This is a genomic window from Streptomyces sp. NPDC034086 (assembly GCF_055575515.1).
On the sequence record NZ_JBVISM010000005.1, the window covers coordinates 114,516 to 135,719 of the forward strand.

The 21,204-nt window shown below is 74.1% G+C and carries 17 protein-coding genes; 12 read left to right on the forward strand and 5 right to left on the reverse strand.

Going from position 1 to position 21,204, the window contains the following annotated elements; translation table 11 throughout:
* Nucleotides 1-98: 98 nt before the first annotated feature.
* The gene (locus tag ACZ514_RS15130) at nt 99-1,484 is read left to right on the forward strand and encodes an FAD-dependent oxidoreductase (protein WP_469124894.1); all 1,386 of its coding nucleotides are present in this window, start codon (nt 99-101) and stop codon (nt 1,482-1,484) included.
* A 93-nt stretch (nt 1,485-1,577) separates the two neighbouring features.
* Nucleotides 1,578-1,898: a CPCC family cysteine-rich protein gene (locus ACZ514_RS15135; RefSeq protein WP_468168229.1), complete on the forward strand. Its 321-nt coding sequence runs from the start codon at nt 1,578-1,580 to the stop codon at nt 1,896-1,898.
* Between the two features lie 132 nt (nt 1,899-2,030).
* Here ACZ514_RS15135 and ACZ514_RS15140 read toward each other — a convergent pair whose 3' ends face one another.
* Complete coding sequence (locus ACZ514_RS15140) at nt 2,031-3,077, reverse strand: SGNH/GDSL hydrolase family protein (RefSeq protein WP_469124895.1); 1,047 nt, start codon at nt 3,075-3,077, stop codon at nt 2,031-2,033.
* 193 nt (nt 3,078-3,270) lie between these two features.
* Nucleotides 3,271-4,059, reverse strand: coding sequence for a TetR/AcrR family transcriptional regulator (locus tag ACZ514_RS15145; RefSeq protein ID WP_469124896.1), 789 nt, complete (start codon nt 4,057-4,059; stop codon nt 3,271-3,273).
* A gap of 83 nt (nt 4,060-4,142) precedes the next feature.
* Here ACZ514_RS15145 and ACZ514_RS15150 point away from each other — a divergent pair, with 83 nt between their 5' ends.
* The 3 genes from ACZ514_RS15150 to ACZ514_RS15160 all read left to right on the forward strand — a co-directional run bounded on the left by ACZ514_RS15150 (nt 4,143) and on the right by ACZ514_RS15160 (nt 7,884).
* Nucleotides 4,143-4,532 (forward strand): VOC family protein, encoded by a 390-nt coding sequence (locus ACZ514_RS15150; protein WP_468168238.1) that lies wholly within the window; start codon nt 4,143-4,145, stop codon nt 4,530-4,532.
* Between the two features lie 275 nt (nt 4,533-4,807).
* Nucleotides 4,808-6,124 carry a DUF5685 family protein gene (locus ACZ514_RS15155; protein WP_468168241.1) on the forward strand — a complete coding sequence of 439 codons (1,317 nt, stop codon included), beginning with the start codon at nt 4,808-4,810 and terminating at the stop codon, nt 6,122-6,124.
* A gap of 260 nt (nt 6,125-6,384) precedes the next feature.
* Nucleotides 6,385-7,884: a DHA2 family efflux MFS transporter permease subunit gene (locus tag ACZ514_RS15160; protein ID WP_468168244.1), complete on the forward strand. Its 1,500-nt coding sequence runs from the start codon at nt 6,385-6,387 to the stop codon at nt 7,882-7,884.
* A gap of 102 nt (nt 7,885-7,986) precedes the next feature.
* Here ACZ514_RS15160 and ACZ514_RS15165 read toward each other — a convergent pair whose 3' ends face one another.
* Nucleotides 7,987-9,453: a collagenase gene (locus tag ACZ514_RS15165; protein WP_469124897.1), complete on the reverse strand. Its 1,467-nt coding sequence runs from the start codon at nt 9,451-9,453 to the stop codon at nt 7,987-7,989.
* Between the two features lie 263 nt (nt 9,454-9,716).
* Between ACZ514_RS15165 and ACZ514_RS15170 the strand changes: the two genes are divergently transcribed.
* From ACZ514_RS15170 to ACZ514_RS15190, 5 genes are all read left to right on the forward strand, one after another.
* On the forward strand, nt 9,717-10,598 hold the full coding sequence (locus ACZ514_RS15170) for a S1 family peptidase (RefSeq protein WP_468168249.1): 882 nt from the start codon (nt 9,717-9,719) through the stop codon (nt 10,596-10,598).
* A 312-nt stretch (nt 10,599-10,910) separates the two neighbouring features.
* Complete coding sequence (locus tag ACZ514_RS15175) at nt 10,911-11,798, forward strand: DUF72 domain-containing protein (protein WP_469124898.1); 888 nt, start codon at nt 10,911-10,913, stop codon at nt 11,796-11,798.
* A gap of 28 nt (nt 11,799-11,826) precedes the next feature.
* Nucleotides 11,827-13,596: a bifunctional phosphatase PAP2/diacylglycerol kinase family protein gene (locus tag ACZ514_RS15180; RefSeq protein ID WP_469124899.1), complete on the forward strand. Its 1,770-nt coding sequence runs from the start codon at nt 11,827-11,829 to the stop codon at nt 13,594-13,596.
* Between the two features lie 5 nt (nt 13,597-13,601).
* Complete coding sequence (locus tag ACZ514_RS15185) at nt 13,602-14,582, forward strand: YihY/virulence factor BrkB family protein (protein WP_468168258.1); 981 nt, start codon at nt 13,602-13,604, stop codon at nt 14,580-14,582.
* A 77-nt stretch (nt 14,583-14,659) separates the two neighbouring features.
* Nucleotides 14,660-15,463 (forward strand): phosphatase PAP2 family protein, encoded by an 804-nt coding sequence (locus tag ACZ514_RS15190; protein WP_469124900.1) that lies wholly within the window; start codon nt 14,660-14,662, stop codon nt 15,461-15,463.
* Nucleotides 15,464-15,491: 28 nt separating this feature from the next.
* Here ACZ514_RS15190 and ACZ514_RS15195 read toward each other — a convergent pair whose 3' ends face one another.
* Nucleotides 15,492-17,219, reverse strand: coding sequence for a thiamine pyrophosphate-dependent enzyme (locus ACZ514_RS15195; protein WP_468168264.1), 1,728 nt, complete (start codon nt 17,217-17,219; stop codon nt 15,492-15,494).
* Between the two features lie 633 nt (nt 17,220-17,852).
* Nucleotides 17,853-18,239, reverse strand: a complete 387-nt coding sequence (locus ACZ514_RS15200) for a hypothetical protein (RefSeq protein WP_468696787.1) — start codon at nt 18,237-18,239, stop codon at nt 17,853-17,855.
* A 584-nt stretch (nt 18,240-18,823) separates the two neighbouring features.
* Here ACZ514_RS15200 and ACZ514_RS15205 point away from each other — a divergent pair.
* On the forward strand, nt 18,824-19,879 hold the full coding sequence (locus ACZ514_RS15205) for an NAD-dependent epimerase/dehydratase family protein (RefSeq protein WP_468168269.1): 1,056 nt from the start codon (nt 18,824-18,826) through the stop codon (nt 19,877-19,879).
* Nucleotides 19,873-21,180: a DegT/DnrJ/EryC1/StrS family aminotransferase gene (locus ACZ514_RS15210; protein ID WP_469124901.1), complete on the forward strand. Its 1,308-nt coding sequence runs from the start codon at nt 19,873-19,875 to the stop codon at nt 21,178-21,180. The genes ACZ514_RS15205 and ACZ514_RS15210 overlap by 7 nt, the downstream gene beginning before the upstream one ends.
* Nucleotides 21,181-21,204 lie beyond the last annotated feature (24 nt).

The following is a 21,204-nucleotide window of genomic DNA, read 5'->3' on the forward strand; positions in this document are numbered from 1 at the left end:
TCATGCATTTTGATAAATGTCTATGTTGACGCCCATCGAAGCAGGTGGAATGCTGATCGGGTCGGACATCGACATGTGTCGAACCAAAGGGGAATCTCGTGAACGCCACCGCCAGCTCCACCGCCAGCGCGGCCGACAAGGCGAACCTGCCCGTCGTGGTCATCGGAGCAGGTCCCGTGGGCCTGGCCGCCGCCGCGCACCTCTTCGAGCGAGGTCTCACGCCCCTGGTCCTGGAAGCCGGACCGGCCGCCGGCAGCGCGGTGCGCGCGTGGGGCCACGTGCGGTTGTTCTCCACCTGGTCCGAGGTCGTCGATCCGGCCGCCGAGAAGCTCCTGGCCCCCACCGGCTGGACCGCCCCGGACGGCGCGACCTACCCCTCCGGCGCGGACTGGGCCGAGAAGTACCTCCAGCCGCTCGCCGACGCCCTGGGTGACCGGGTCCGCTACGGCGCCACGGTGACCGGCGTCTCCCGGGTCGGCCGCGACCGGATCGTCGACGCCGACCGCGAGGCGCAGCCCTTCACCGTCAGCGTCCTGAACGCCGACGGCACCGAGGAGCGGATCACCGCCCGCGCCGTCATCGACGCGTCCGGCACCTGGTCCACCCCCAGCCCCCTCGGCGGCGACGGCCTGCCCGCCCTGGGCGAGCGCGCCGCCTCGGACCGGATCTCGTACCGGATCCCCGACCTCGGGGACCCGGCCGTCCGCGCCCGCCACGCCGGCAGGCGCACCGCCGTCATCGGCTCCGGTGCCTCGGCCTTCACCGCCCTCGCCCTCCTGGCCGGCCTCGCCGAGGAGGAGCCCGCCACCCGTGCGGTGTGGGTCCTTCGCCGGGGCATCGGCGGTTCCACCTTCGGCGGCGGCACCGCCGACCAGCTCCCCGCCCGTGGCGCCCTCGGCCTCGCCGCCAAGGCCGCCGTCGACGACGGCCACGCCGACGCGGTCACCGGCTTCCGCACCTCCGCCGTCCAGCGCGACGGCGACAGGCTGGTCCTCGTGGCGGAAGACGGCCGGCGTCTGGACCCCGTGGACGAGGTCATCGTCCTCACCGGCCTGCGCCCCGACCTCTCCTTCCTCGGCGAACTGCGGCTCGGACTCGACGAGCGCCTCCAGGCCCCGCTGGAACTCGCGCCGCTGATCGACCCGAACCAGCACTCGTGCGGCACCGTCTACCCCCACGGAGTCAACGAGCTCTCCCACCCGGAGAAGGACGTCTACCTGGTCGGCATGAAGTCCTACGGCCGTGCGCCGACCTTCCTCGCCATGACCGGGTACGAGCAGGTCCGCTCCGTCGCCGCCGCCCTCGCGGGTGACCGGGAAGCCGCCGAACGCGTCGAGCTGACCCTTCCGGAGACCGGTGTCTGCGGCGGCGCCGGACTCTTCGACGAGCCCCGGGCCGCAGAGGAGTCCGGTGGCGGCTGCTGCGCCGCCCCGACCACGCTCACCGTCGGCCTCGGCGCACCCGCGCGATCCGGCGGCTGCTGACGGAGGTGGTACCGGCCCGGGTCGCACCCACCGTCGAAGCAGCCCCCGGGCCCCTTCTTGTGGATCACCCCTGAGAACGGAACGATGGTGGCCATGACCACTGGACACCCGCCCCCCGGCCCCTCGCGCGACCCTGCGAACGGCCTTGTCGCCTGCCCCTGTTGCTTCCAGCGGACCCTGGAGAAGCGGGCCGACTTCGAGATCTGCCCGGAGTGCGGCTGGGAGGACGACGGACAGGGCGACGCGGACGCGCACATCGTGCGAGGGGGTCCCAACGGCTCGCTGAGCTTGACGCGGGCCCGGCTGGACTACCTCGAAGAGGCGGCCGAGGCGGGCGACGAGTCCGCGACGCGCGGCGGTGAGGGGCTGTGGCGGGCGGAGACGCGACGTCAGGTTCCGGACCTGGCCGAGTGAAGAGGCTCCCGGCAGTGCTCGCGCCCGTCGTGCGGGTGTGCCGTTGACGGGCGCGGCCCGGGCCCGCGTTCGGGCCCGGGCCGCGCCGGCGCGCATCAGGGTCTCGCGACGGGCTCGCCGTCGACCGGCCGGTCAGCTTTGGAGGAGGGCGATGCGGATGGCTCGCTCGACGTGCAGGGCGGTGTTGGCGTGTCCGGCCCCGTTGGGGTGGACGAGGGTGACGCGCTTCTGGAGGAGACCGCAGTCCAGAGCGGTGCCGGGAAGCTTCGAGGGCCAGTAGTCCGCTGCCTCGCCGCAGATCCCCTCGACCCACTTCGTGTCCGCGGGCTGGCAGGCGTCGTGGCCCACGCTGGAGGAGTAGACGTCGACGTAGCGGTCACCGAAGAACGAGGTGACCTGCTGGATCGTGCTGTTCAGCCGCTTGAGGACGTCTTCACGGAGCCAGTCGATGTCGGCGTGCTTGATCGCGCCCAGCTCGGTGGGGTAGAGGCGGTTGCAGTCGCTGCCGGTCTCCGGCAGGACGGCCGGGTAGCCGATGGTGATCACCCTGGCGTTGGGGGCGGCCTCGTGCACCTGTGCCAGCATGGCGATGTACTGGTCCCGGACCCGGGCGATCTTGTCCTGGATGCTCTCCTCCCCCTGGGGCGGGCTGGTGTAGTGGTCGCGGCAGGACCCGCCGTACGTGGCGCCCAGTTCGAGGCACTTGAGGAGCATGCCGCCGAAGGGGAGGCTGTTGCCGCCGACGCCGATGGTGACGACGTCGGTCTGGTCGCTCAGCTCGGCCCGCTGGATCTGCGGGTCCACTGCGGCCCAGCCTCCGGCGGGGGGCTCGACCGGACTGATCGGTGTCTGCCGGCCCGTGGCGATGTGGTCGATGGTGGCGTTGCCGCAGCTGACGTTGGTCAGGCGGACGGGCTTGCCGGGCGGGAACTCCGTGAACTCCTGCTCGACCAGGCTGGGGTAGGCGCCGGTGGTGCGGTCGCAGCCGTCCCTCGACGCGTCACCGAGCGCCGGCTGCGGGTCCCCGACGAAGCCGCCGGCCGTGTACGAGTCGCCGAGGGCGGCCCACGTGTACTGATCGGCAGCACCAGCGGAGGCCGAGGGCGCGAGCGCGGCCGCGACCAGGGCGAGCCCGACCGCGAGCGCTCGCGTCCTGAGACGGGAGACGGGGTGTCGCATCAAATCCTCCAGAATCGGCACGAAGACGCCCCGGAGCCGCAAGGTGCCCCGGGGAAAGGCGTCGTGCGCAAGAGCATCCATGCCGCCGGCCCGCCGCCCGGCAGAATCCGGACCTTTCATCCCCAATCGAGCTAAATCATCGGATCTTCGTGTCGCCGCCCGCCGTCTGCGTCTGCCGCTTGCCGGCCGTGGTTCAGGGGCGTGCCGGCGGGGTGGTCGATCCGCTCCGGCCGATCAGTGCGGCGAAGGCGTCGAGGACGCGTTGCAGGCCGAAGGAATAGGCGTGGGCGGGGTCGTGGGCGCTGTTGTGCGCGGCGCCTGCGGCCGCGCCGACGCGGATGGCGGTGGGGTAGGCGTTCTCGTCGAGGACCTGGGCGAGGAGGGGGGCGTTCAGCTCCCACCACTGCTGGTCGTCGAGGGCGCTGTCGCGCTGGGCGGCGCGGGCGTCGGCGGCGGCGCGGGCGCAGGCCTGCACGAAGGTGAGCAGGTGGGTCAGGCAGTCGTCCATCTCGACGTCGCTGAGGCCGAGGCCGTCGAGCCCGGACAGTTCGTGCTCGTACTTCGCCATCTGCCCCGGCCCCAGCAGGGGCCTGACGGTCGAGACGGACGCGGCCCACGGGTGGCGTTCGAAGAGGGCCTTGTTCTCCTCGGCGATGGCGGTGACGCGTCGGCGCCAGGGCTGTCCGGTGGTGTCGGCGCGCGGCATGCGGGCGTAGGCGGCGTCGAGCATGAGGTCGAGGAGCTCCGCCTTGCCCGGGACGTAGGTGTACAGCGTCATGGGCACCACGCCGAGTTCCTTGGCCACCCGCCGCATGGTCACCGCGTCCAGGCCTTCGGTGTCGGCGATGCCGGTGGCGGCGTCGACCACGGCGTCGATGCTCAGGCCCCGCCGCGGCCCCCGGCGGCGGTCGGCGGAGGAGTCCCGCCACAGCAGTCGCAGGGTGTCGGCGGGGTCGCCCGAGCTGGTTCGTTCCGTTGGCACGCGGTCATCCTCTCGCATTTGATCTCTGTACGGTGTACATTGTACGACGTACAGAGATTGCTCGTGCTTCTCCGGAGGGTTTCATGAAGATCACTTCCAGCGCCGTCTCGCTCAACGTCGACGACGTGACCGCGTCCAGCGCCTTCCTCGTCGAGCACTTCGGGTTCCGCGAGGAGATGGCGGCCGACGGTTTCGCGTCTCTGACGCGCGACGACGCGGGCATGAACGTCATCTTTCTGCGGCGGGGCCTCGACAGCCTCCCGGCGGACCAGCGCGATGAGCACGCCGCGGGTCTGATCCTGGCCTTCGTCGTCGAGGACCTGGAAGGCGAACTGGCGCGCCTGCGCTCGGAGGGCGTCGCGATCACCATGCCGCTGACCGACGAGGAGTGGGGCGAGCGCGCCTTCCAGGTCCGGGACCCCAACGGGGTCATCGTCCAGCTGGTCGACTGGAACGCGCCCACCGGAGGCTGAGGCGACCGGCCGCGCGGGCTCCCCCGTCCGGGGAGGCGGGTGGGCGCCTTCATCGGCCCGCCCGCACGACTCCGCCGACAGTGCTCCGAGGGGACCGTCTAGGATGTCGGCCGCGCGCGACGTCACACACGGTTGACGTCGCGCCGGGTCGTGCTCGTGTGCAGTCCTGCGTACGCGAGCCGCCCGCCCGGATGCGTCCGGGCAGCAGTTCCTACGGGGGAGAACGATCGGTGTTCGGAATCATCAGGCCATGCCGTCATCGCCTGGGCGAGGGCTTGCGTACCGAGTGGATGGCGCACCTGTGCGGGCTGTGCCTGGCCCTGCGCAGCGAGTACGGGCAGTTCGCGCGGGTGGCCACCAACTACGACGGCCTGATCGTCTCGGTGCTGACCGAAGCGCAGTCGGAGCGGACCGGGGACTGGCGGCGGGGTGCCGGGCCGTGCCCGCTGCGCGGGATGCGGTCGGCGGACGTGGCGCGGGGCGAGGGCGCGCGGCTGGCGGCGACGGTGTCGCTGGTGCTGGCCGCGGCGAAGATGCGCGACCACGCGGCCGACGGCGACGGCCTGGTGGGGCGGCGCCCGGTGGCGCTGGCGGCACGCCGGATCGCCCACAACTGGGACCGCGCGGGCGTCGCGGGCGGCGAACGGCTCGGCTTCGACACCGCGTTGCTGATCCGTGCGGTCGAGCGCCAGGCGGACGTCGAGCGGTCGACCGGCCCCGGAGGTTCGCTGCTGGCGGTCACGGAGCCCGCGGAGACGGCGACCGCAGCCGCCTTCGCGCACACCGCGGTGCTCACGGACCGCCCGGGCAACGCCGAACCGCTGGCGGAAGCGGGCCGTCTGTTCGGCCGCCTGGCGCACCTGCTGGACGCGGTGGAGGACCTGGACGCCGACGCGGCGTCCGGCGCGTGGAACCCGATCACCGTGACCGGCACGGACCGCGCCGAGGTGCGCCGGCTGTGCGACGACGCCGTCCGCGGGATCCGACTCGCCCTGGACGACGCCGTGTTCGTCGACGGGCGGCTGGTCCGGACGCTGTTGGGCGGCGAGCTGGAACGTGCCGTCGACCGGGTCTTCGACCCCCGGCACCGCCACCACACGTCCCGCCCCCCGGCGCGGGGCGGCCTGCGCGTGCTCCCCTGGCTGGGACGCCGTACCGGCACGGAGGCGGAGACGGCCTCGGCCTGTGGCGTGGGGGAGCTCGCGGGCGTGGCCACGGCCGGCGGGGTGACGGCGTCGGGCCGGCCGCCGGAGGGGCAGTGCCGGCGGTGCCGCGAGTGGGGCCGGCTGTGCGGCGGCTGCGGATCGTGCTCCAGGTGCTGCCGGTGCCGCGACGACGGCGGCCCGGACGACGGAGAACCCTTCCAGTTCGGCGACGGCAGCCGCAACGGCGGCTCCAGCCGCGACGGTTCCGGCAACGACGGCTGGTTCGGCGGCCAGGGCGGAGGCAATTCGGGCGGCTGGTCCGGCGGTTCCGGCGGCGGTCACGGCCCGGGTGGCTCCGGCGGCTCCGGCGGCGGCTCGGGCGACGGCTGCGGCGGTGGCGGCGGCTGCTGCAATCCGTGCAAGTGCTGCTGCGACTGCTGCGACTGAACGACGGGCGGACCCGGCGTCACCGCCCGGCGGGGGTGACGGGCGGTGACACGGCGTGTGCGGGGAGTGCCGCCGGTCGTGCCGGAGCTCCGCGCCGGCTTCCTCCGAAGCCGCGTCCCGGCCGTTCCGGATCGGCAAAATGGTTTGAACCCGGGCGGCGGCACCGACAGGATCGGAGAAGACCGATGAGTTCTTGCCGGCGCCGCAGTCTGTCAGGGTGACCGCCACGCGCGGAGGACACTCACATGACGGAAGGCGCCATGCCCGCACCACACGAAACACCCAGCCCCTCACCCGCCCGCGTCACCGCCGTGCTGCGGATCCTCGTGCTGTCCACCTTCGTCGTCCTCCTCAACGAGACGATCATGGTCAACGCGATCCCGCGGCTCATGCGCGACTTCGAGGTCACCGCCGCCGCCGCGGGGTGGCTCTCCACGGCCTTCATGCTCACCATGGCCGTCGTCATCCCGGTGACGGGGTGGTTCCTCCAGCGCGTGACGACCAGAACCGCGTTCGGTCTCGCCATGGCGCTGTTCCTCGCCGGCACGGCACTGGCCGCGGCCGCGCCCGCCTTCCCCGTACTGCTGGCCGCCCGCGTCATCCAGGCCAGCGGCACCGCCGTCATGATGCCGCTGCTCATGACCACGCTGATGACCCTGGTGCCCCCGCAGGACCGCGGCCGTGTCATGGGCAACATCACCCTCGTCATCTCCGTCGCCCCCGCCCTCGGGCCCGCCGTCTCCGGTGTGCTGCTACAACTGGGGTCCTGGCGGCTGCTGTTCGTGGCCGTGCTGCCCATCGCCGGCGCCATGGCCATATTCGGGCGGCGCAAACTGGTCAACATCGGCGAGCCGCAGGCCGCCCCCATCGACTGGCTGTCCGTCCCCCTGGCGGCAGCGGGCTTCGGCGCCCTGGTCTACGGCCTGAGCGGGCTCGGCGCCGACGACGCGGCCCAGCCCCCCGTGCCCGCGGGGGTCATCACGCTGGCCGGCGCCGTGCTCGTGGGCCTGTTCGTGTGGCGACAGCTGGCACTCCAGCGTTCGTCCGCACCACTGCTGGACCTGCGCGCCCTGCTGTTCCGCCACTTCTCCGTGGCCCTCGGCCTGATGTGCCTGTCGTTCATGGCGCTCATGGGCGCGTTCATCCTGCTGCCCATCTACCTCCAGGAGGTGTGCGGCCTGACCTCACTGCAGACCGGGCTGCTCCTCATCCCCGGAGGCCTGACCATGGGCCTGCTCGGACCGCAGGTCGGCAAGCTCTACGACCGGCTCGGCGCACCACGCCTGGTCGTACCCGGAGCCGTGCTCACCGCGCTGTGCCTCGCGCTGTTCGCGCTCACGGGCGAACAGACCTCGCCGTGGGTGGTGCTCGCCCTCCACGTGGCCCTGAGCGCGGGCATGGCGTTCGTCTTCACCCCCGTCTTCACCTCCGGCCTGTCCGTACTCCCGCCGCACCTCTACCCGCACGGCTCCGCCATCCTCGGCTCGCTCCAGCAGGTCGCGGCGGCCGCCGGCACCGCCCTCGTCATCAGCGTCATGTCGGGGCGCGCCGCCACGGCGGCGGCCGACGGCGCCGACGCCACCGGCGCACTCGCCGCGGGCGTCCGGTGGGGGTTCGGCATCGGCGCCGTGCTCGGCGCGGTGGCCGTACTGGTCGCCCTGCTGATCCGCACCCCGCCCGCTCCGGAGCAGCCTTCCGCGCCGGAGGCCCGGGAGGAGGACGGCACCGCGCCGGCCAAGACCGCGCACACGCCCACCTGAACCCGGGGACCGGCCCGGCGCCCGGCTTCGGCGGCAGGTGCCGGCCCCGGCTCGACGCCGCCTCGGCACCGGCTTCGCCAGTGCCGAGGCGGCGTCGTCCCGTCAGCCCCTGAGCGGGCCCTCGCAGGAGTACGGGGACGTGCCGGTTCCTCCGGCGATGACGGCCGGGCCGAACCAGCAGTTCATGTCCTGGAAGTTGGTGCCGCTGCCGAGGGCGCGCTCGATAAGCCGGCTGTCGGTGGCGGCCGACATGTCCTGGAAGACCAGGTCCGGGGCGGCGGCGTCGCGCAGCCCGGCCGCCAGCTGCCCCGTGCACGCGAACCGCCGGTTGGTTCCGCCGGCGCCCGTGTCCGCGCACTGCGGCACGGTCCCGGTGGCGGCCGCGAGGGCCGACTGCACCTGGGCCGCGGTGTCGTGGGTGAGGGTCCCGGTGGGCTGGAACACCGTACGGGGGACGTACAGGTCGGCGACCTTGGCTATCTGTTCGTCGAGGAAGGCGTCGTAGCCCCGCTGGACGGCTGCGTCGGCGCCGAGGCGGTTCCGCCAGGCGTCGAAACCGGTGACGTCGTCGGACCGCGAGAACCGGTACATGGCCTGGAGTTCGGAGGGCCTGTCCCGCCACAGGTACGCGAAGAAGGTGCCGGCGTAGTCGTGGAACCGGAAGCCGTCCCCGGAGTACGTCGCGTGCAGGATCCGGTCCACGCTCATCCGCGGGCCGCCGGCCGCGGTGTCGTCGATGACCCCCTGGACCAGGGACCTGCGCACCGCGACCCCGTCGTCGCGGGTGGCGCCGGCGAAGAACTCGGCCGTCCCCTCGTCCATCGCCGTGGTCCGGTCACCGCTGTACCAGGCGCCCGAGCCGAAGGTGCCCGGGACGGCGAACCGGCCGTTGAGGTAGTGGGTGTACTCGTGCCGGAAGAGTTCCTCCAGGGTCAGCGAGGAGTCCTCGGGCACGCGCCGCTGGTAGGTGTAGAAGGTCGCCGTGGACTCGATGTACATGCCGCCGTTGTCGGTGCTCAGACCGGTGAGGATCGGCTGGTACGCGACGTAGTCGGCGCGCGAGGCGTACAGCACGACGGTGAGGGTGGCGTTGGTGTCTCCGGCGAGCGGCTGATCGGTGCCGAGCACGCGGTGGAACTGCGACGTGACCTGCTTGCTCGCGTAGTAGAGCTGGTCGACGGTCGTCCGGTCCAGCGCGGTGCGGACCCTGATCGCGCCCTTGTCGTAGGTGTACGTGTACGGGAAGAGCCGCGCCTCGAGCTCGGCCTTGCACTTCGGCGAATGGCAGGTGCCACCGGCGGTGGCCCGGGGGGCGGACTCGGCCGTGGCGGCCCGCTCCACGCGGTCGCGCCGGTCGCGCCGGTCGTGCCGGTCACGAGCCGGGTCGGACGGCCCGGGTCCCGCCTGCGCGGCGACGGCCGGTGCCGCGGCGGTGACGGGCGCGGAGGCGGGTGCGGATCCCGGGGACGGCGCGGGGGCGGCATGGGCCGCGGGCAGCGCGGACAGGGCGAGCGTCGCGGCCGTCACCGCGGTGAGCAGGGACGCGCGCAGGAATCTCCGAGCGGGCAAGGCAGGTCTCCTGACGGTTCGGCAGGTGAGGAGGGTGCGTGCCGCGGAAGCGGTGCCGCGTAACATAGCAATGTGAAATGGCACTGTTAACCCCTTGAACCGCACGGTTTGCCGCGGGCCCCGCCGGCGGTCCGGTCGGCGGTCTTGTGCGTGAGGGAGGCCCTCCACATACTCGCTGCAGCGTCTGTCAGGGACACGCCATGCCCTGAAGCGCCTCACAGGGCCCCCACCCCACGGGCCCCGACGCTCCGAGGAGGAGATCAGTGAGGATCACGCGCACCAGTTCCCCCACCCGCACGACGAGACGAGCCGTGTTCGCCGCCGTCGCCGCCGGCCTGCTGACGGTCACCGGGCTCACCCTGCCCGCCGCCCAGGCCGCCGCCCCCCGGTCCTTCGGGGCGACGGAGCTGGCCAGGGTCGACCAGGCCGTCCTGAGCGCCGACGTGGGCGGGACCGCTTGGTACGTGGACCGGGCGAACGGCCGGGTCGTCGTGACCGCCGACAGCACCGTGTCCGCCGCCGGACTCGAGAGGATCCGCAAGGCGGCGGGGGCCGGGGCGGGCGCCCTGCGGATCGAGCGCACCCCCGGCACGTTCACCCCCCTGCTGGGGCCGGGCGATGCCGTCTACGGCGGCGGCTACCGCTGTTCGGTCGCCTTCAACGTCGTCAGCGGCAGCACGTACTCCTTCCTGACCGCCGGCCACTGCGGCAACGTGGTCAAGACCTGGTACACCAACTCCGCCCAGAGCACGCTGATCGGACCCACCGTCGGGTCGAGCTTCCCGGGCAACGACTACGCCCTGGTCCGCTACGACAACACCTCGCTGAGCCGCACCGGCGGCTTCACCGCCGCCGACGCCTACGTGGGCGAGCCCGTGAAGCGCAGCGGCTCCACCACCGGCACGAAGAGCGGAACGGTCACCGGCCTCGACGCCACCGTCCACTACAGCGGCGGCGGCACGGTCCGCGGCATGATCCAGACCAACGTGTGCGCGGAGCCCGGTGACTCGGGCGGGGCGCTGTACGACGGCACGAAGGCGCTCGGCATCACCTCCGGCGGCAGCGGCAACTGCACCGTCGGCGGTACGACGTTCTACCAGCCGGTGCCCGAGGCCCTCGCCAAGTACCGGGTGTCCCTCCTCTGAGCCCGCCCCGCCGGGACCGGCCGCCCCCCGCTCCCGCCCGCTGGGACGGGACCGGGGCGCGGCCGCCCCGGCGGACCCCGGGGAGGCCCCTGCCCCCGCCGTTCCCGGCTGGTCCTCGCCGCGGCACCCGTCCTCGCCCCGGGCCCGCTGCCCCGCGGCCCGGGCGCGGTCCGCGGTCCCCGCCACGGACCCCAACAGTGAGGGGAGGGGAACGGGCGGCCGTGCGTCCGCGCCGAACTGACGACGGGACCGGTCCCCGGCATCTCCGGCGGCTCTTGCGGGCAGGCGCGCCCTGACGAAAGGACGGCCGGTATGGGCGAGACGCTGATCGGGACGTGTTCATGGACGGACAAGGCCCTCGTGGGCAGCGGGTGGTACCCGCCCGGACGCCGTGACCCCGAGGGGCGGCTGCGGCACTACGCCGAACGGTTCCCCGTCGTCGAGGTCGACGCCGGTTACTACGCCCTCCCCAGCGTGCGCAACAGCGAGCTCTGGACCGAACGCACGCCGCCCCACTTCCGGTTCGACGTCAAGGCGTTCTCCCTCCTCACCGGCCACCCGACCCGCACGTCCGCCCTGCCCGCCGACCTGCGCGGCTACGACACCGGGGACCCGGAACTCCTCGACGAGGTCTGGCACCGGTTCGGCGCCGCCCTGCGGCCCCTCGCGGAAGCCGGCCGGCTCGGCACCGTCCTGTACCAGTTCCCGCCGCGATTCGTCCCCGGCGCCCGGGCCGAGACCGTGCTCCACCGCACCAGGAAGCGCGCGCACCAGTGGCCGATGGCCGTGGAGTTCCGCCACCCCGACTGGTGGCGCGAGGACCGGCGGGAACGCACCGCCGCCCTGCTGAGGGACCTGGACGCCACCGCGGTGGCCGTGGACACCGCCCAAGGGCTGCCCACGTCGATGCCCCCCGTCACCCCGGTCACCACCCCGGGCCTCGCGGTGGTCCGCTTCCACGGCCGCAGCCCCGCCTGGGGGACCGGCAGCAAGGAGGACCGCTTCCGCCACGCCTACACCGAGGAGGAACTGGGCGCCTGGCTGCCGCGCCTGCGCTTCCTCGCCGAACGCGTCGACCAGCTCCACGTCCTGTTCAACAACTGCTGCGGCGACGCCGCGGTACGCGCCGCCACGACCCTGCGCGGCCTCCTCGACCAGGGCGGAGGGGCCGGGCCGATCCGGCCGGCCGGGCACGCATGAGAGGCCCGCGGCGGGTTACACGCCGTCAATGAGACCTGAACGCAGTGCGGTCCCCGGACCCGGCCGCGGCCGCCCCGCCTTCCTCTGGCTGCTGCCCGTACAGGCGGCCCTGATGACCGCCGTGGGACTGATGGTCACCGGTCCGCTGGCGGACCGGTGGCCGCTGGCCGTGGAGGACGGCGTCAACCGCGGCCTGGCCGCGCACCGCAGCGGCCCCCTCACCGCGTTCTCGGACTGGCTGTCCCTGCTGGCCGCCACCCAGACCGTCATCGCCCTCACCGTCCTGGCCGTCACCGGCCTCCTCGTGCTCTCGCGGGGACGCCGGCTGCGGGAGGCGGTGTTCCTGGCCGTGGCCGTGGCCGCGCAGTCGGCGGTCTTCCTGCTGGTGACCCTCGCCGTCGAGCGGCCGCGTCCGGACGTCCCGCAGCTGGACGTCGCGCCACCCACCTCCAGCTTCCCCTCCGGGCACGTCGGAGCGTCGGTGGCGCTGTTCGGCGGACTCGCCGTGCTCGTGGCGCTCCGGCCGCGCGGCGACAGGCCCTGGGTACGGCGCGCCCTGGTCACCGTCCTGCTCCTGGCCCCGGTACTCGTGGCGTTCTCCCGGATCTACCGGGGGATGCACCACCCGTCCGACGGGATCGGCGGCCTGCTCAACGGGGCCTGCACCCTGCTCGTCGTGGCGTACGCGCTCCTGCTGCCCGCCCCGCCCCGGCCGTTCGCGCGTGCGGCCTGCGGCGCCGTCCCGGCCGGCCGGCTCCCGGCCGCCCGCCCCGCCGCCGGCAGCGGCGGGGCGGGGCGCCGGGCCGTGGTGGTGCGCCACCCGCACGGCTGCGGTGCGGAACTGGCCGAGCGCGTGCGGGGGGTCCTGCGCCGCCACGGCTACCGCGACCAGGCGTGGACGGAGACCTCCGCCGAACACGCCGCGGGCGGCCTCGCCGCGCGGATCGCCGAGGAGGACACCGCCCTCGTCGTGGTCTGCGGCGGGGACGGCACGGTACGCGCCTGCGCCGACGTCCTGGCCGGTACCGGCATCCCGCTCGCGGTGGTCCCCTGCGGCACCGGCAACCTGCTGGCCCGCAACCTGCGGCTGCCCTCCGACCCGGCCGCGGCGCTCGAGACGGCCCTGTCCGGGGAGACGGCGCGGATCGACGTGGGCCGGGTCGGGGGCGACGGGCCGGAGAGCGCCCGCTTCACCGTCATGGCCGGAGCCGGGTTCGACGCCGCCATGGTCGCCGGCGCCTCGGAGCGGGTGAAGGAACGCGTGGGCTGGGTCGCGTACGTGCTGTCCGCCGCCGGGCACCTCCGGGACCCCCGGATGCGCCTGTCGATCCGGCTGGACGGGGGTCCCGTACGGGAGCGCCGCGCCCGCATGGTCGTCATCGGCAACGTCGGCAGTCTCCAGGGCGGTCTGCCGCTGCTGCCCGGGGCCCGGCCCGACAGCGGCCGGCTGGAGGTGGCCCTGCTCGATCCGCGCGGAGTCCGCGGCTGGCTCGCGGCGGCGGGATACCTCGGCACGCGCATGCTGCCCGGCCGGGCGTCGGCCGCCCCCGGCGCCGAGTACGGCAGGGTGGCCGGCGGCGCGCTCGAGTACTTCAGCGCCGAACGCGTCGACATCCGCTTCGCCCGCCCCCAGCCGCGCGAGCTCGACGGTGACGTCATCGGAGCCGGCACCCGGCTGAGCGCGGAGGTGGAACCGGGCGCCCTGCGGATCTGGCTGCCGCCGCGCGCGCCGGACGGGCGGGCGCGCACGACGGAGGCCGAACCGGCCGCCCGCGCACACCACCCGGGCGGGCGGTGACGGCCATGGGAACCGCGACGCGGGTGCCGCAGCGCGAGGAAGTGGCGGCCCTCACCGCCGGACTGGAGATGGAGGGAGAGGAACTGTCCGCCGAGGAGGCGCTGGCCGCCCTGCGGCGCTACGGGGGCTGGAGCCTCGTACGGGACTCCTTCGTCCGCTTCCGGTACGCCGACGGCTTCAGCCACTCCAGGGCCCTGGCCCTGCAGACGGTCCTGGCCCTCGTCCCGCTGGCCATCGCCGTCATCGGACTGTCCGGCGCGCTGCACACCGAGGACATCGGCCGGATCGCGGAACTGACGATCCGCCGGCTGGCGAGCGGCCCCAGCCAGGAAGTGGTGGACGACGCCCTGGCCCAGAGCCGCCACCGGCCGGGGGAGGGCAGCCAGGTCGCGCTCTGGCTCGGTCTCGCCTTCTCCGTCGTGAACGTGACCACCGCCCTGTGCCAGGTGGAGCGGGGCGCCAACCGCATCTACGGGACGGAACGGGACCGCCCGTTCCTCGCCAAGTACACCCGTGGGCTCGTCATGTCCGTCCTGGCCGGCCTGCCCCTCGGGCTGAGCTTCGCGGTGACCGTCCTCGGCGCCCACCTGAGCCGCGCCGTGGCCGAGGTGTACCACCTGGGTCCGGGCGCCGTCCGCGCGTGGGACCTGCTGCGCTGGCCCGTGGGCGTCCTGCTCGCCGTCCTCGCCACCAGCGCCGTCTTCCGCCTCTCGCCCCGCCGCACCCAGCCCGGTTACACCTGGCTGGCCTTCGGCGCGGCGGTCTACCTGGCGCTGTGGCTGCTGGCGACGTGGGGGCTGAGCCTGTACGTCGGTGCCGGCGGGTCCTTCACCACCGTGTACGGGCCCCTCAGCGCGTTCGTGTCCCTGCTGCTGTGGTCCTACCTCACCTCGATGGCCCTCTTCCTGGGGCTGTCCTTCGCCGCCCAGCTGGAGGCCGTACGGGCGGGGGTGACGGAACCGGTCACGGACGATCCCGGCGTCTGAACGGGCCGCGCCCGGACGGCCCGGAAGGGGGCGGCCCGGGACGCGGCGGAACACTCCTGAAAGGAAGCACCACGACCATGGCACGACCCTCCGCCCCGCGCCGCGCGCTCGTCCGGCTCGTCACCGGCCGCTGGGGCCCCGACGCCCGGTTCGGGGCGCGGCTGGTGGCGACGACGGCCGTGACCGCCCTCGTGTCCGTTCCCTTCGCGCTCGCGCTGGTCCTCGTCGAGTCGCGGTGGGCGCCGCTGTGGCGGCTGGACCAGGGGGCGGCGCAGTCGCTGCACACGGCGGCGCTCCGGCACCCCGCGCTGGTGCGGGTGCTGCGCTTCCTGAGCGACGTGGTGTGGGACCCGGTGACCATGCGGCTGCTCGTGGCGGCGCTGGTGGTGTGGCTCCTCGTACGGGGCGCGGTACGGCTGGCGCTGTGGGCGGCGGTCACCGCCACGGCCGGCGGCCTGCTCGGCCTACTGGTGAAGACCGTGGTCGCGCGGGCCCGGCCCCACCTGCCCGACCCGGTCTCCCACGCGCACGGGTTCTCCTTCCCCTCCGGGCACGCCATGACGGCCACCACCTCCTGCGCGGTCCTGCTGCTGGTCCTGCTGCCGCTGGTGCCACGGCGCCGGCGTCCGCTGGCGTGGGCGCTCGCGGTGGTCTCGGTCGGGGGTGTGGGCGGTACGCGGGTGGCGCTGGGGGTGCACTGGGTGAGTGACGTGGTGGGCGGCTGGCTGCTCGGGCTGGCGGTGGTGACGGCGACGGCCGTGGCCTTCGAGGCCTGGCGGGCGGACGTCGGGCGGCGCCGCACCACTCCCGCGCAGGGACTGGAACCGGAGATCCGCTCCGAGCACCCCGAACCGCCGGCGGGGGCCCCGGGACGTCCGTGACCACCCGCCGGCGGCGCGGGGAGGGCCGTCAGGCCCGGTCGCTGGTGAGGGTCTCCTTGACCTTGGCGATGGCGAAGCCCCAGCCCTGGCTCACGGTGGGCTTGCCCGGTACGGCGATCTCCCGGGGGTTGGTCAGCACGTCGAGCAGGACCGGGCCGGGCGTGTCGAACGCCCGGCGCACGGCGTCGTCCAGGTCCGACGGGTCCGTGACGCGGATGCCGGTCAGACCGAGGGCGGTGGCGACGGCCGCGAAGTCCGGATTGTCGAGTTCGGTGCCGAACTCGGGCAGGCCGGCCTGCTCCTGCTCGAGTTTGACCATGCCCAGACGCCGGTTGTCGAAGAGGACGAGCTTGACCGGGAGCCGGTACGTCTTGATCGTCATCAGGTCGCCGAGCAGCATGCTCAGGCCCCCGTCACCGCAGAACGCGACCACCTGGCGCTCCGGCGCCCACAGCTGGGCGCCCAGCGCCTGCGGCATCGCGTTCGCCATGGAGCCGAGGTTGTACGAGCCGAGCAGCCGCCGCGTCCCGCGCATGGTGACGAACCGGGACAGCCAGACGGTGGCCATGCCCGTGTCGGAGGTGAAGACCGCGTCGTCGGCGGCGTACCGGTCCACGGCCGCGGCCAGCGCCTCGGGGCGCACGTCGTGATCACGGTTGTCCACCAGGGCGCGCAGCCTGCCCCGCAGGCGGCGGTCGTGGCGGGGGTCGGCGAGCTGGTGCTGGTCCTCGGTCCAGGACTCGAAGCGGGAGCGCGAGGCCTCGAGGTGGGAGCGGTCGGACGACGCCTTCAGCCGGGGGAGCAGGGCGCGCAGGGTGGCGCCGACGTCGCCCGCCAGCCCGGCGTCCACCGGGACCCGCCGGCCGAGGTGTTCGCCGCGGGTGTCGATCTGGACGACCTTGCAACCGTCCGGGTACCAGTCGCGGTAGGGGAAGTCGGTGCCGAGCATGACCAGGGTGTCGCACTGGTCGAGGGCGTGGGACGCGGCGGGGTTGCCGATCAGGCCGGTCTGGCCCACCTGGTACGGATTGTCGTGCTCGAAGCCCTCCTTGGCCTTCAGCGTGAGCACCATGGGCGCGTGGAGCAGTTCGGCCAGGCGCAGTACCTCCTCGCGGGCCTCCCTCGCCCCGCGGCCGACCAGCAGGGTGGTCCTGGAGCCGGCGTTGACGAGTTCGGCGGCCTCGGCGAGCGCGGGATCGTCGGGCCGGGTCACCGGGCGGTCCAGGGCGAAGCGCACGGGGCGGTCGTCCTCGACCTCCTGGTCGCCGAGGTCGCCGGGGACGGTCAGGACCGCCACTCCGCCCTGGCTGATCGCCGCGCGGACCGCGGATTCCAGCATCCGGGGCATCTGCTCGGGCGAGGTGACGGTCGCCCGGTAGACGGCGACGTCGCGGAACAGCTGGTCGTTGTCGACTTCCTGGAAGTAGTCGGTGCCCATGTCCGCGAGGGGGACCTGACCGCAGACGGCCAGGACGGGGGCGTGGCTCTTGGCGGCGTCGTAGAGGCCGTTGAGCAGGTGGACGGAGCCCGGGCCGACGGTGCCCATGCACACGCCGAGCCGGCCCGACAGCTGGGCCTGCGCGCCGGCCGCGAAGGCCGCCGCCTCTTCGTGGCGGCAGCCCACCCAGTCCACCCCCTCGGTGGTCCGGATGGCGTCCGTCAGGGGGTTGAGGGCGTCTCCGACGACGCCGAAGACGTGGTGGACGTCGAGTTCCTTGAGGGCGTCGACGATGACGCGGGCAACGGTACGTGTCACGGGGGAGTCCTGTCGGTCGTGGAGCCGGTGTCGTAGGGGCGGGGCTCGGGCGGGGGCGACGGCCGTGGCGGCCGACGGACACAGGGTCCGGGGCGAACCGCCCGGGGCCCGGGAGGCGCACGGAGGCGATCGGGGGCGGTGCGCGTCGCCGCGGAGCCGCCGCGGGCGGGCCACTCGTGGAGCGCGCGGCGCGGCGCGCGGCGGCGGGCGGACGCGGTGTGCGAGCGGGCGGCCCGTGCCGGGCTCCGGGATCCGGCCGCTGCCCGGGCGCAGGCGGGACGGGCAGGGATCGCCCTCGTCCGTGCCGTGCGCGGTGCCGCCCGGCGGGGCGCTCCTGTCCAGGGCCGTGCCCGCCGGGCCGGCGGGAGCCGGGGCCCGGGGCCGGCACGTTGCGGCGGGCGGTGCGAGGGGGCCGCCGGGCCTGCCCCGAGGCGGCGCCCGCCGGGGTGCCCGGCGGCGCGAACACCGGCGCCCCGAGCCCGGTCGTCGCCTCCGCACCCCCGCCGCACGGCATGTACGCCTTCGGGGCGCCCACCACCCAGCGGGCGGTGGACGCCCCGAACGGCCGGGACGCCCGCGGGAGGCGGACGCGCGCTCCTGGACCGGTATCCCGCCGGGCGTCGGCGGCCGGACTCAGATGCGGCCACCGGTGAGCCGGGAGAGCGGCCCGCGCCGGCGCAGTCCGGCCCGGAGCCCCATCGCGTACGTACTGGTGATCACGGCCGCCGTGCCTCCTGCCGCCGCGGCGGCGATGGCCTTGCGGTTCCTGATCGCCGTCCACGCCCGTCCGGCGTTGCCGAGGGTGCCGCGTACCGCCTGGGCGGCCGCGTGGGTCCTCTCCGCCAGGGGCGCGGGCAAGGACGTCAGGGTGCCCGCCACGGACTCCTTCGCTTCCGTTCCCGAGCCGCTCGCTGATCGGGCGGCCTGGGTGGCCCGGCGGCGCGTGGTGGTGCCGTTGGAGGACGAACGGGAACCGTTGCCGGTCGACTTGGTGTTGTCGGACTTCTCTGATGCCGTCATACAGCGCGTGTAGCCGCATCCGTGTTCGGTAAACGCGGTTCCTCCGGGAGTTCACCCGGTCGACCCCGGGAACCGGTACGGGGTCTGGTCGCCCCGGCCCCGGCCCCGCGACTCCCGGCCCGGGGTCCTCGTGGCGTCCGACTCGTCCAGCCCCGTGGTGTCCGGGCGGAAAGATCCTGCCCTGGAGCACGGGTCAAGCCCGCCGAACCGGCCATCACGGCCCCGCCGGACGCGGCCGCCCGCCGCCCTTCCGGTTCGGGCGGGCGCCCGCGCCGCCGCACGATCCCCGGGGCGCAGCCGCAGCTCCGCTCCGCCGACCGCCGCGCGACGGGCCGGGAGGCAGTCTCGGCCACTCTCCCCGGGACCCCTTGCGCCGACGGGGAGGAGGCGTGGTGAACTGGTCGAGCCGTAACCGATCAGGTGCGTGAGCGGCACCGCGAGTCCGGACCAGGGTTGAACAGCACCCCCGTTTCGAGCGCACCCGCCAGGGGCGCGGCGGCAGGCGTGTGCGCCCCGGGTGACCACCGGTCAGTGTCCGCCCGTGCCTGCTTCTCCCCCCGCCCCGCATCCGGAATGGAGTGATCGTGCACCACGGCCCCGACCTGCCCGAAACCCCTTACGAGAACGCAGCCGTCACCGGCGGCGCCGGTTTCGTCGGCCGGCACCTCGTCACGGCCCTCAGCCTTCTCTCGCAGAAGGTCACCGTCGTCGACCACGCCCCCCTTCCCCCCGAGCTCGCGGCCCTGCCCGGCGTCTCCTACGTCCGCGCCGACCTGCGCGATTACGGTGAGACCTTATTGGCGCTGCAGAACGCCGACGCCGTCTTCCATCTGGCCGGCAACGCCAGCGGCACCGAATCGGTGGCCCATCCCCGTCATGACTTCCATCTGAACGCCCTCGGGACCTGCAACGTCGGCAACGCCTGCCTGGAGCTGGGCGTGCGCCGCCTCGTCTACCTCTCCTCCGCCATCGTCTACGGCACCCCCCGGCACAGCCCGATCCGCGAGGACCACCCCACCCAGCCCTTCCTGCCGTACGGTGCGTCGAAGCTCTCCGGCGAACTGACGCTGCGCAGCCTGCACGCGACCGCCGGGCTGCCCGTCGTCATCGGCCGGTCCTTCGTCGTCTACGGTCCCGGCGAGGACCCGCGCCGGGCGGGCGGGGAGGTCTCGCAGTTCCTGCGCTGGCACCTCAACGAACAGCCCATCCCGGTGGTCGGCGACATCGACCGCAAACGCCGCGACTTCATCCACGTCGAGGACCTGTGCCGGGCCATGATGACCCTGGCCGCCCGGGGCACCGACGGCGAGACCTACAACCTGGGCACCGGCACCGCCGTCTCGATGCGCGAGCTGGCCGGGGCGGTGGGGACGGCCACCGGCCGCCCCGCGCTGCTGGACGCCGACACCTCCAGCCTCGCGGACAGCTTCACCCTCCTCGCCGACGTCACCCGGCTGCGAGGGCTGGGCTTCGTCCCGCGCGTCACCCTGGCCGAGGGGCTGACCGGTCTGGCCGACCTGCTCGGGCCCTTCCCCGAGATCCCCTCCGCCCGGGCGGTGTTCCGGCGAGAGCCCCCGGCCCGCCGGAGGGTGACGCTGACCGCCGCCGTCGGGGCCGGTGAGGAGGCCAGGACGTGCTAGCCGTCGACGGGGGGACCCCGCTGCTCTCCGGGGACGGGGCGGCTCCGTGGCCGCACGTCACCGACGCCGACCGCAAGGCCGTGCTCGACGCCCTGGACCAGGCGACGCCCTGGCACTGGCCCATGCGCACGGTGAGCGATCTGGAGGCCGCCTGGGCCGAGTTCACCGGCATGCCGTACGTCCTGGCGGCCAACTCCGGTACGGCCGCCCTGCACATGGCGATCGCCGCCGCGGGCGTGGAGCCGGGCGACGAGGTGCTGGTACCGGCCGACACCTTCCTGGCCTCGGCCTCCTGCGTACTCCAGGCCAACGCGATCCCGGTGTTCGTGGACACCGACCTCGCGACGTTCAACATCGACCCGGCCCGGATCGAGGAACGGATCACCGACCGCACCCGCGCCATCGTCGCCGTGGACCTCAACGGGCTGCCCGCCGACTACGACGCCCTGCGGACGATCGCGGACCGGCACGGCCTCGTCCTCATCGAGGACGCCTCCCAGGCCCATGGCGCCCGCTACCGGGGCCGCCCGGTGGGATCCCTCGGCACACTGAGCGGGGCCAGCCTCAACGGGTCGAAGACCCTCTCCGCCCTCGGCGAGGGCGGTCTGTTCGCGACCCGCGACGAGGAACAGCACCGGCTGGCCCGGCGGGTGCTGATGTTCGGCGAGGAACTGCCGGGCCAGAGCCGCGACTACAACGCCCGCATCATGGGCTGGAACTACCGCATCGACGTCCTCGCCGCCGCGTTCGCCCGCTCCCAGCTGACCCGCCTGGCCGAGATGTCCCTCGTCCGGCAGGCCAACGGCGCCGCGCTCACCCGGGCCCTCGCCGGCGTCCCGGGCATCCGCACGCCGGCCGTGCCCGAGGACCGCACGCACGTCTACTTCTTCTACCCGCTGCTCGTCGTGCCCGAGGAACTCGGACTCGACGGCCTGCCCGTCGCCGCCTTCCGTGACGCGCTCGCCCGGGCGGTCAACGCCGAAGGCCTGCACATCATGCGCTGGCAGCCGCAGCCGGTGCCCGGGCAGACCCTCTTCCAGGAGCTGCGCGGGTACGGCCGCGGCTGTCCCTGGAGCTGCGGACACGCCCGCCCCGGGCACCACTACGACCCGGCGCAGTACCCGGTGAGCGAGGAGGTCTGCCTGCGCCGCCTGGTGCTGGGGCAGAGCTTCAGCTCGTTCGGCCCGCCCAACGACGTGACGACGATGCGCCGCTACGCCGAAGTCCTGTACAAGGTCCTTGTCGAGGAACGGGAGGCGTTGATCGCCCTGACCCGGCGGACGGCCGACCCGGCGCGATGACAGGCGGAAGGCCGGTCCTCCCGG

What these genes read in the sequence shown, in the direction of transcription:
- ACZ514_RS15150 (WP_468168238.1), top strand. Translation starts at nt 4,143, where the DNA reads ATGAAGATCACTTCCAGCGCCGTCTCGCTCAACGTCGACGACGTGACC.
- ACZ514_RS15135 (WP_468168229.1), top strand. Translation starts at nt 1,578, where the DNA reads ATGACCACTGGACACCCGCCCCCCGGCCCCTCGCGCGACCCTGCGAAC.
- ACZ514_RS15175 (WP_469124898.1), top strand. Translation starts at nt 10,911, where the DNA reads ATGGGCGAGACGCTGATCGGGACGTGTTCATGGACGGACAAGGCCCTC.
- ACZ514_RS15140 (WP_469124895.1), bottom strand. Translation starts at nt 3,077, where the DNA reads ATGCGACACCCCGTCTCCCGTCTCAGGACGCGAGCGCTCGCGGTCGGG.
- ACZ514_RS15200 (WP_468696787.1), bottom strand. Translation starts at nt 18,239, where the DNA reads ATGACGGCATCAGAGAAGTCCGACAACACCAAGTCGACCGGCAACGGT.
- ACZ514_RS15190 (WP_469124900.1), top strand. Translation starts at nt 14,660, where the DNA reads ATGGCACGACCCTCCGCCCCGCGCCGCGCGCTCGTCCGGCTCGTCACC.
- ACZ514_RS15185 (WP_468168258.1), top strand. Translation starts at nt 13,602, where the DNA reads ATGGGAACCGCGACGCGGGTGCCGCAGCGCGAGGAAGTGGCGGCCCTC.
- ACZ514_RS15180 (WP_469124899.1), top strand. Translation starts at nt 11,827, where the DNA reads ATGAGACCTGAACGCAGTGCGGTCCCCGGACCCGGCCGCGGCCGCCCC.
- ACZ514_RS15160 (WP_468168244.1), top strand. Translation starts at nt 6,385, where the DNA reads ATGCCCGCACCACACGAAACACCCAGCCCCTCACCCGCCCGCGTCACC.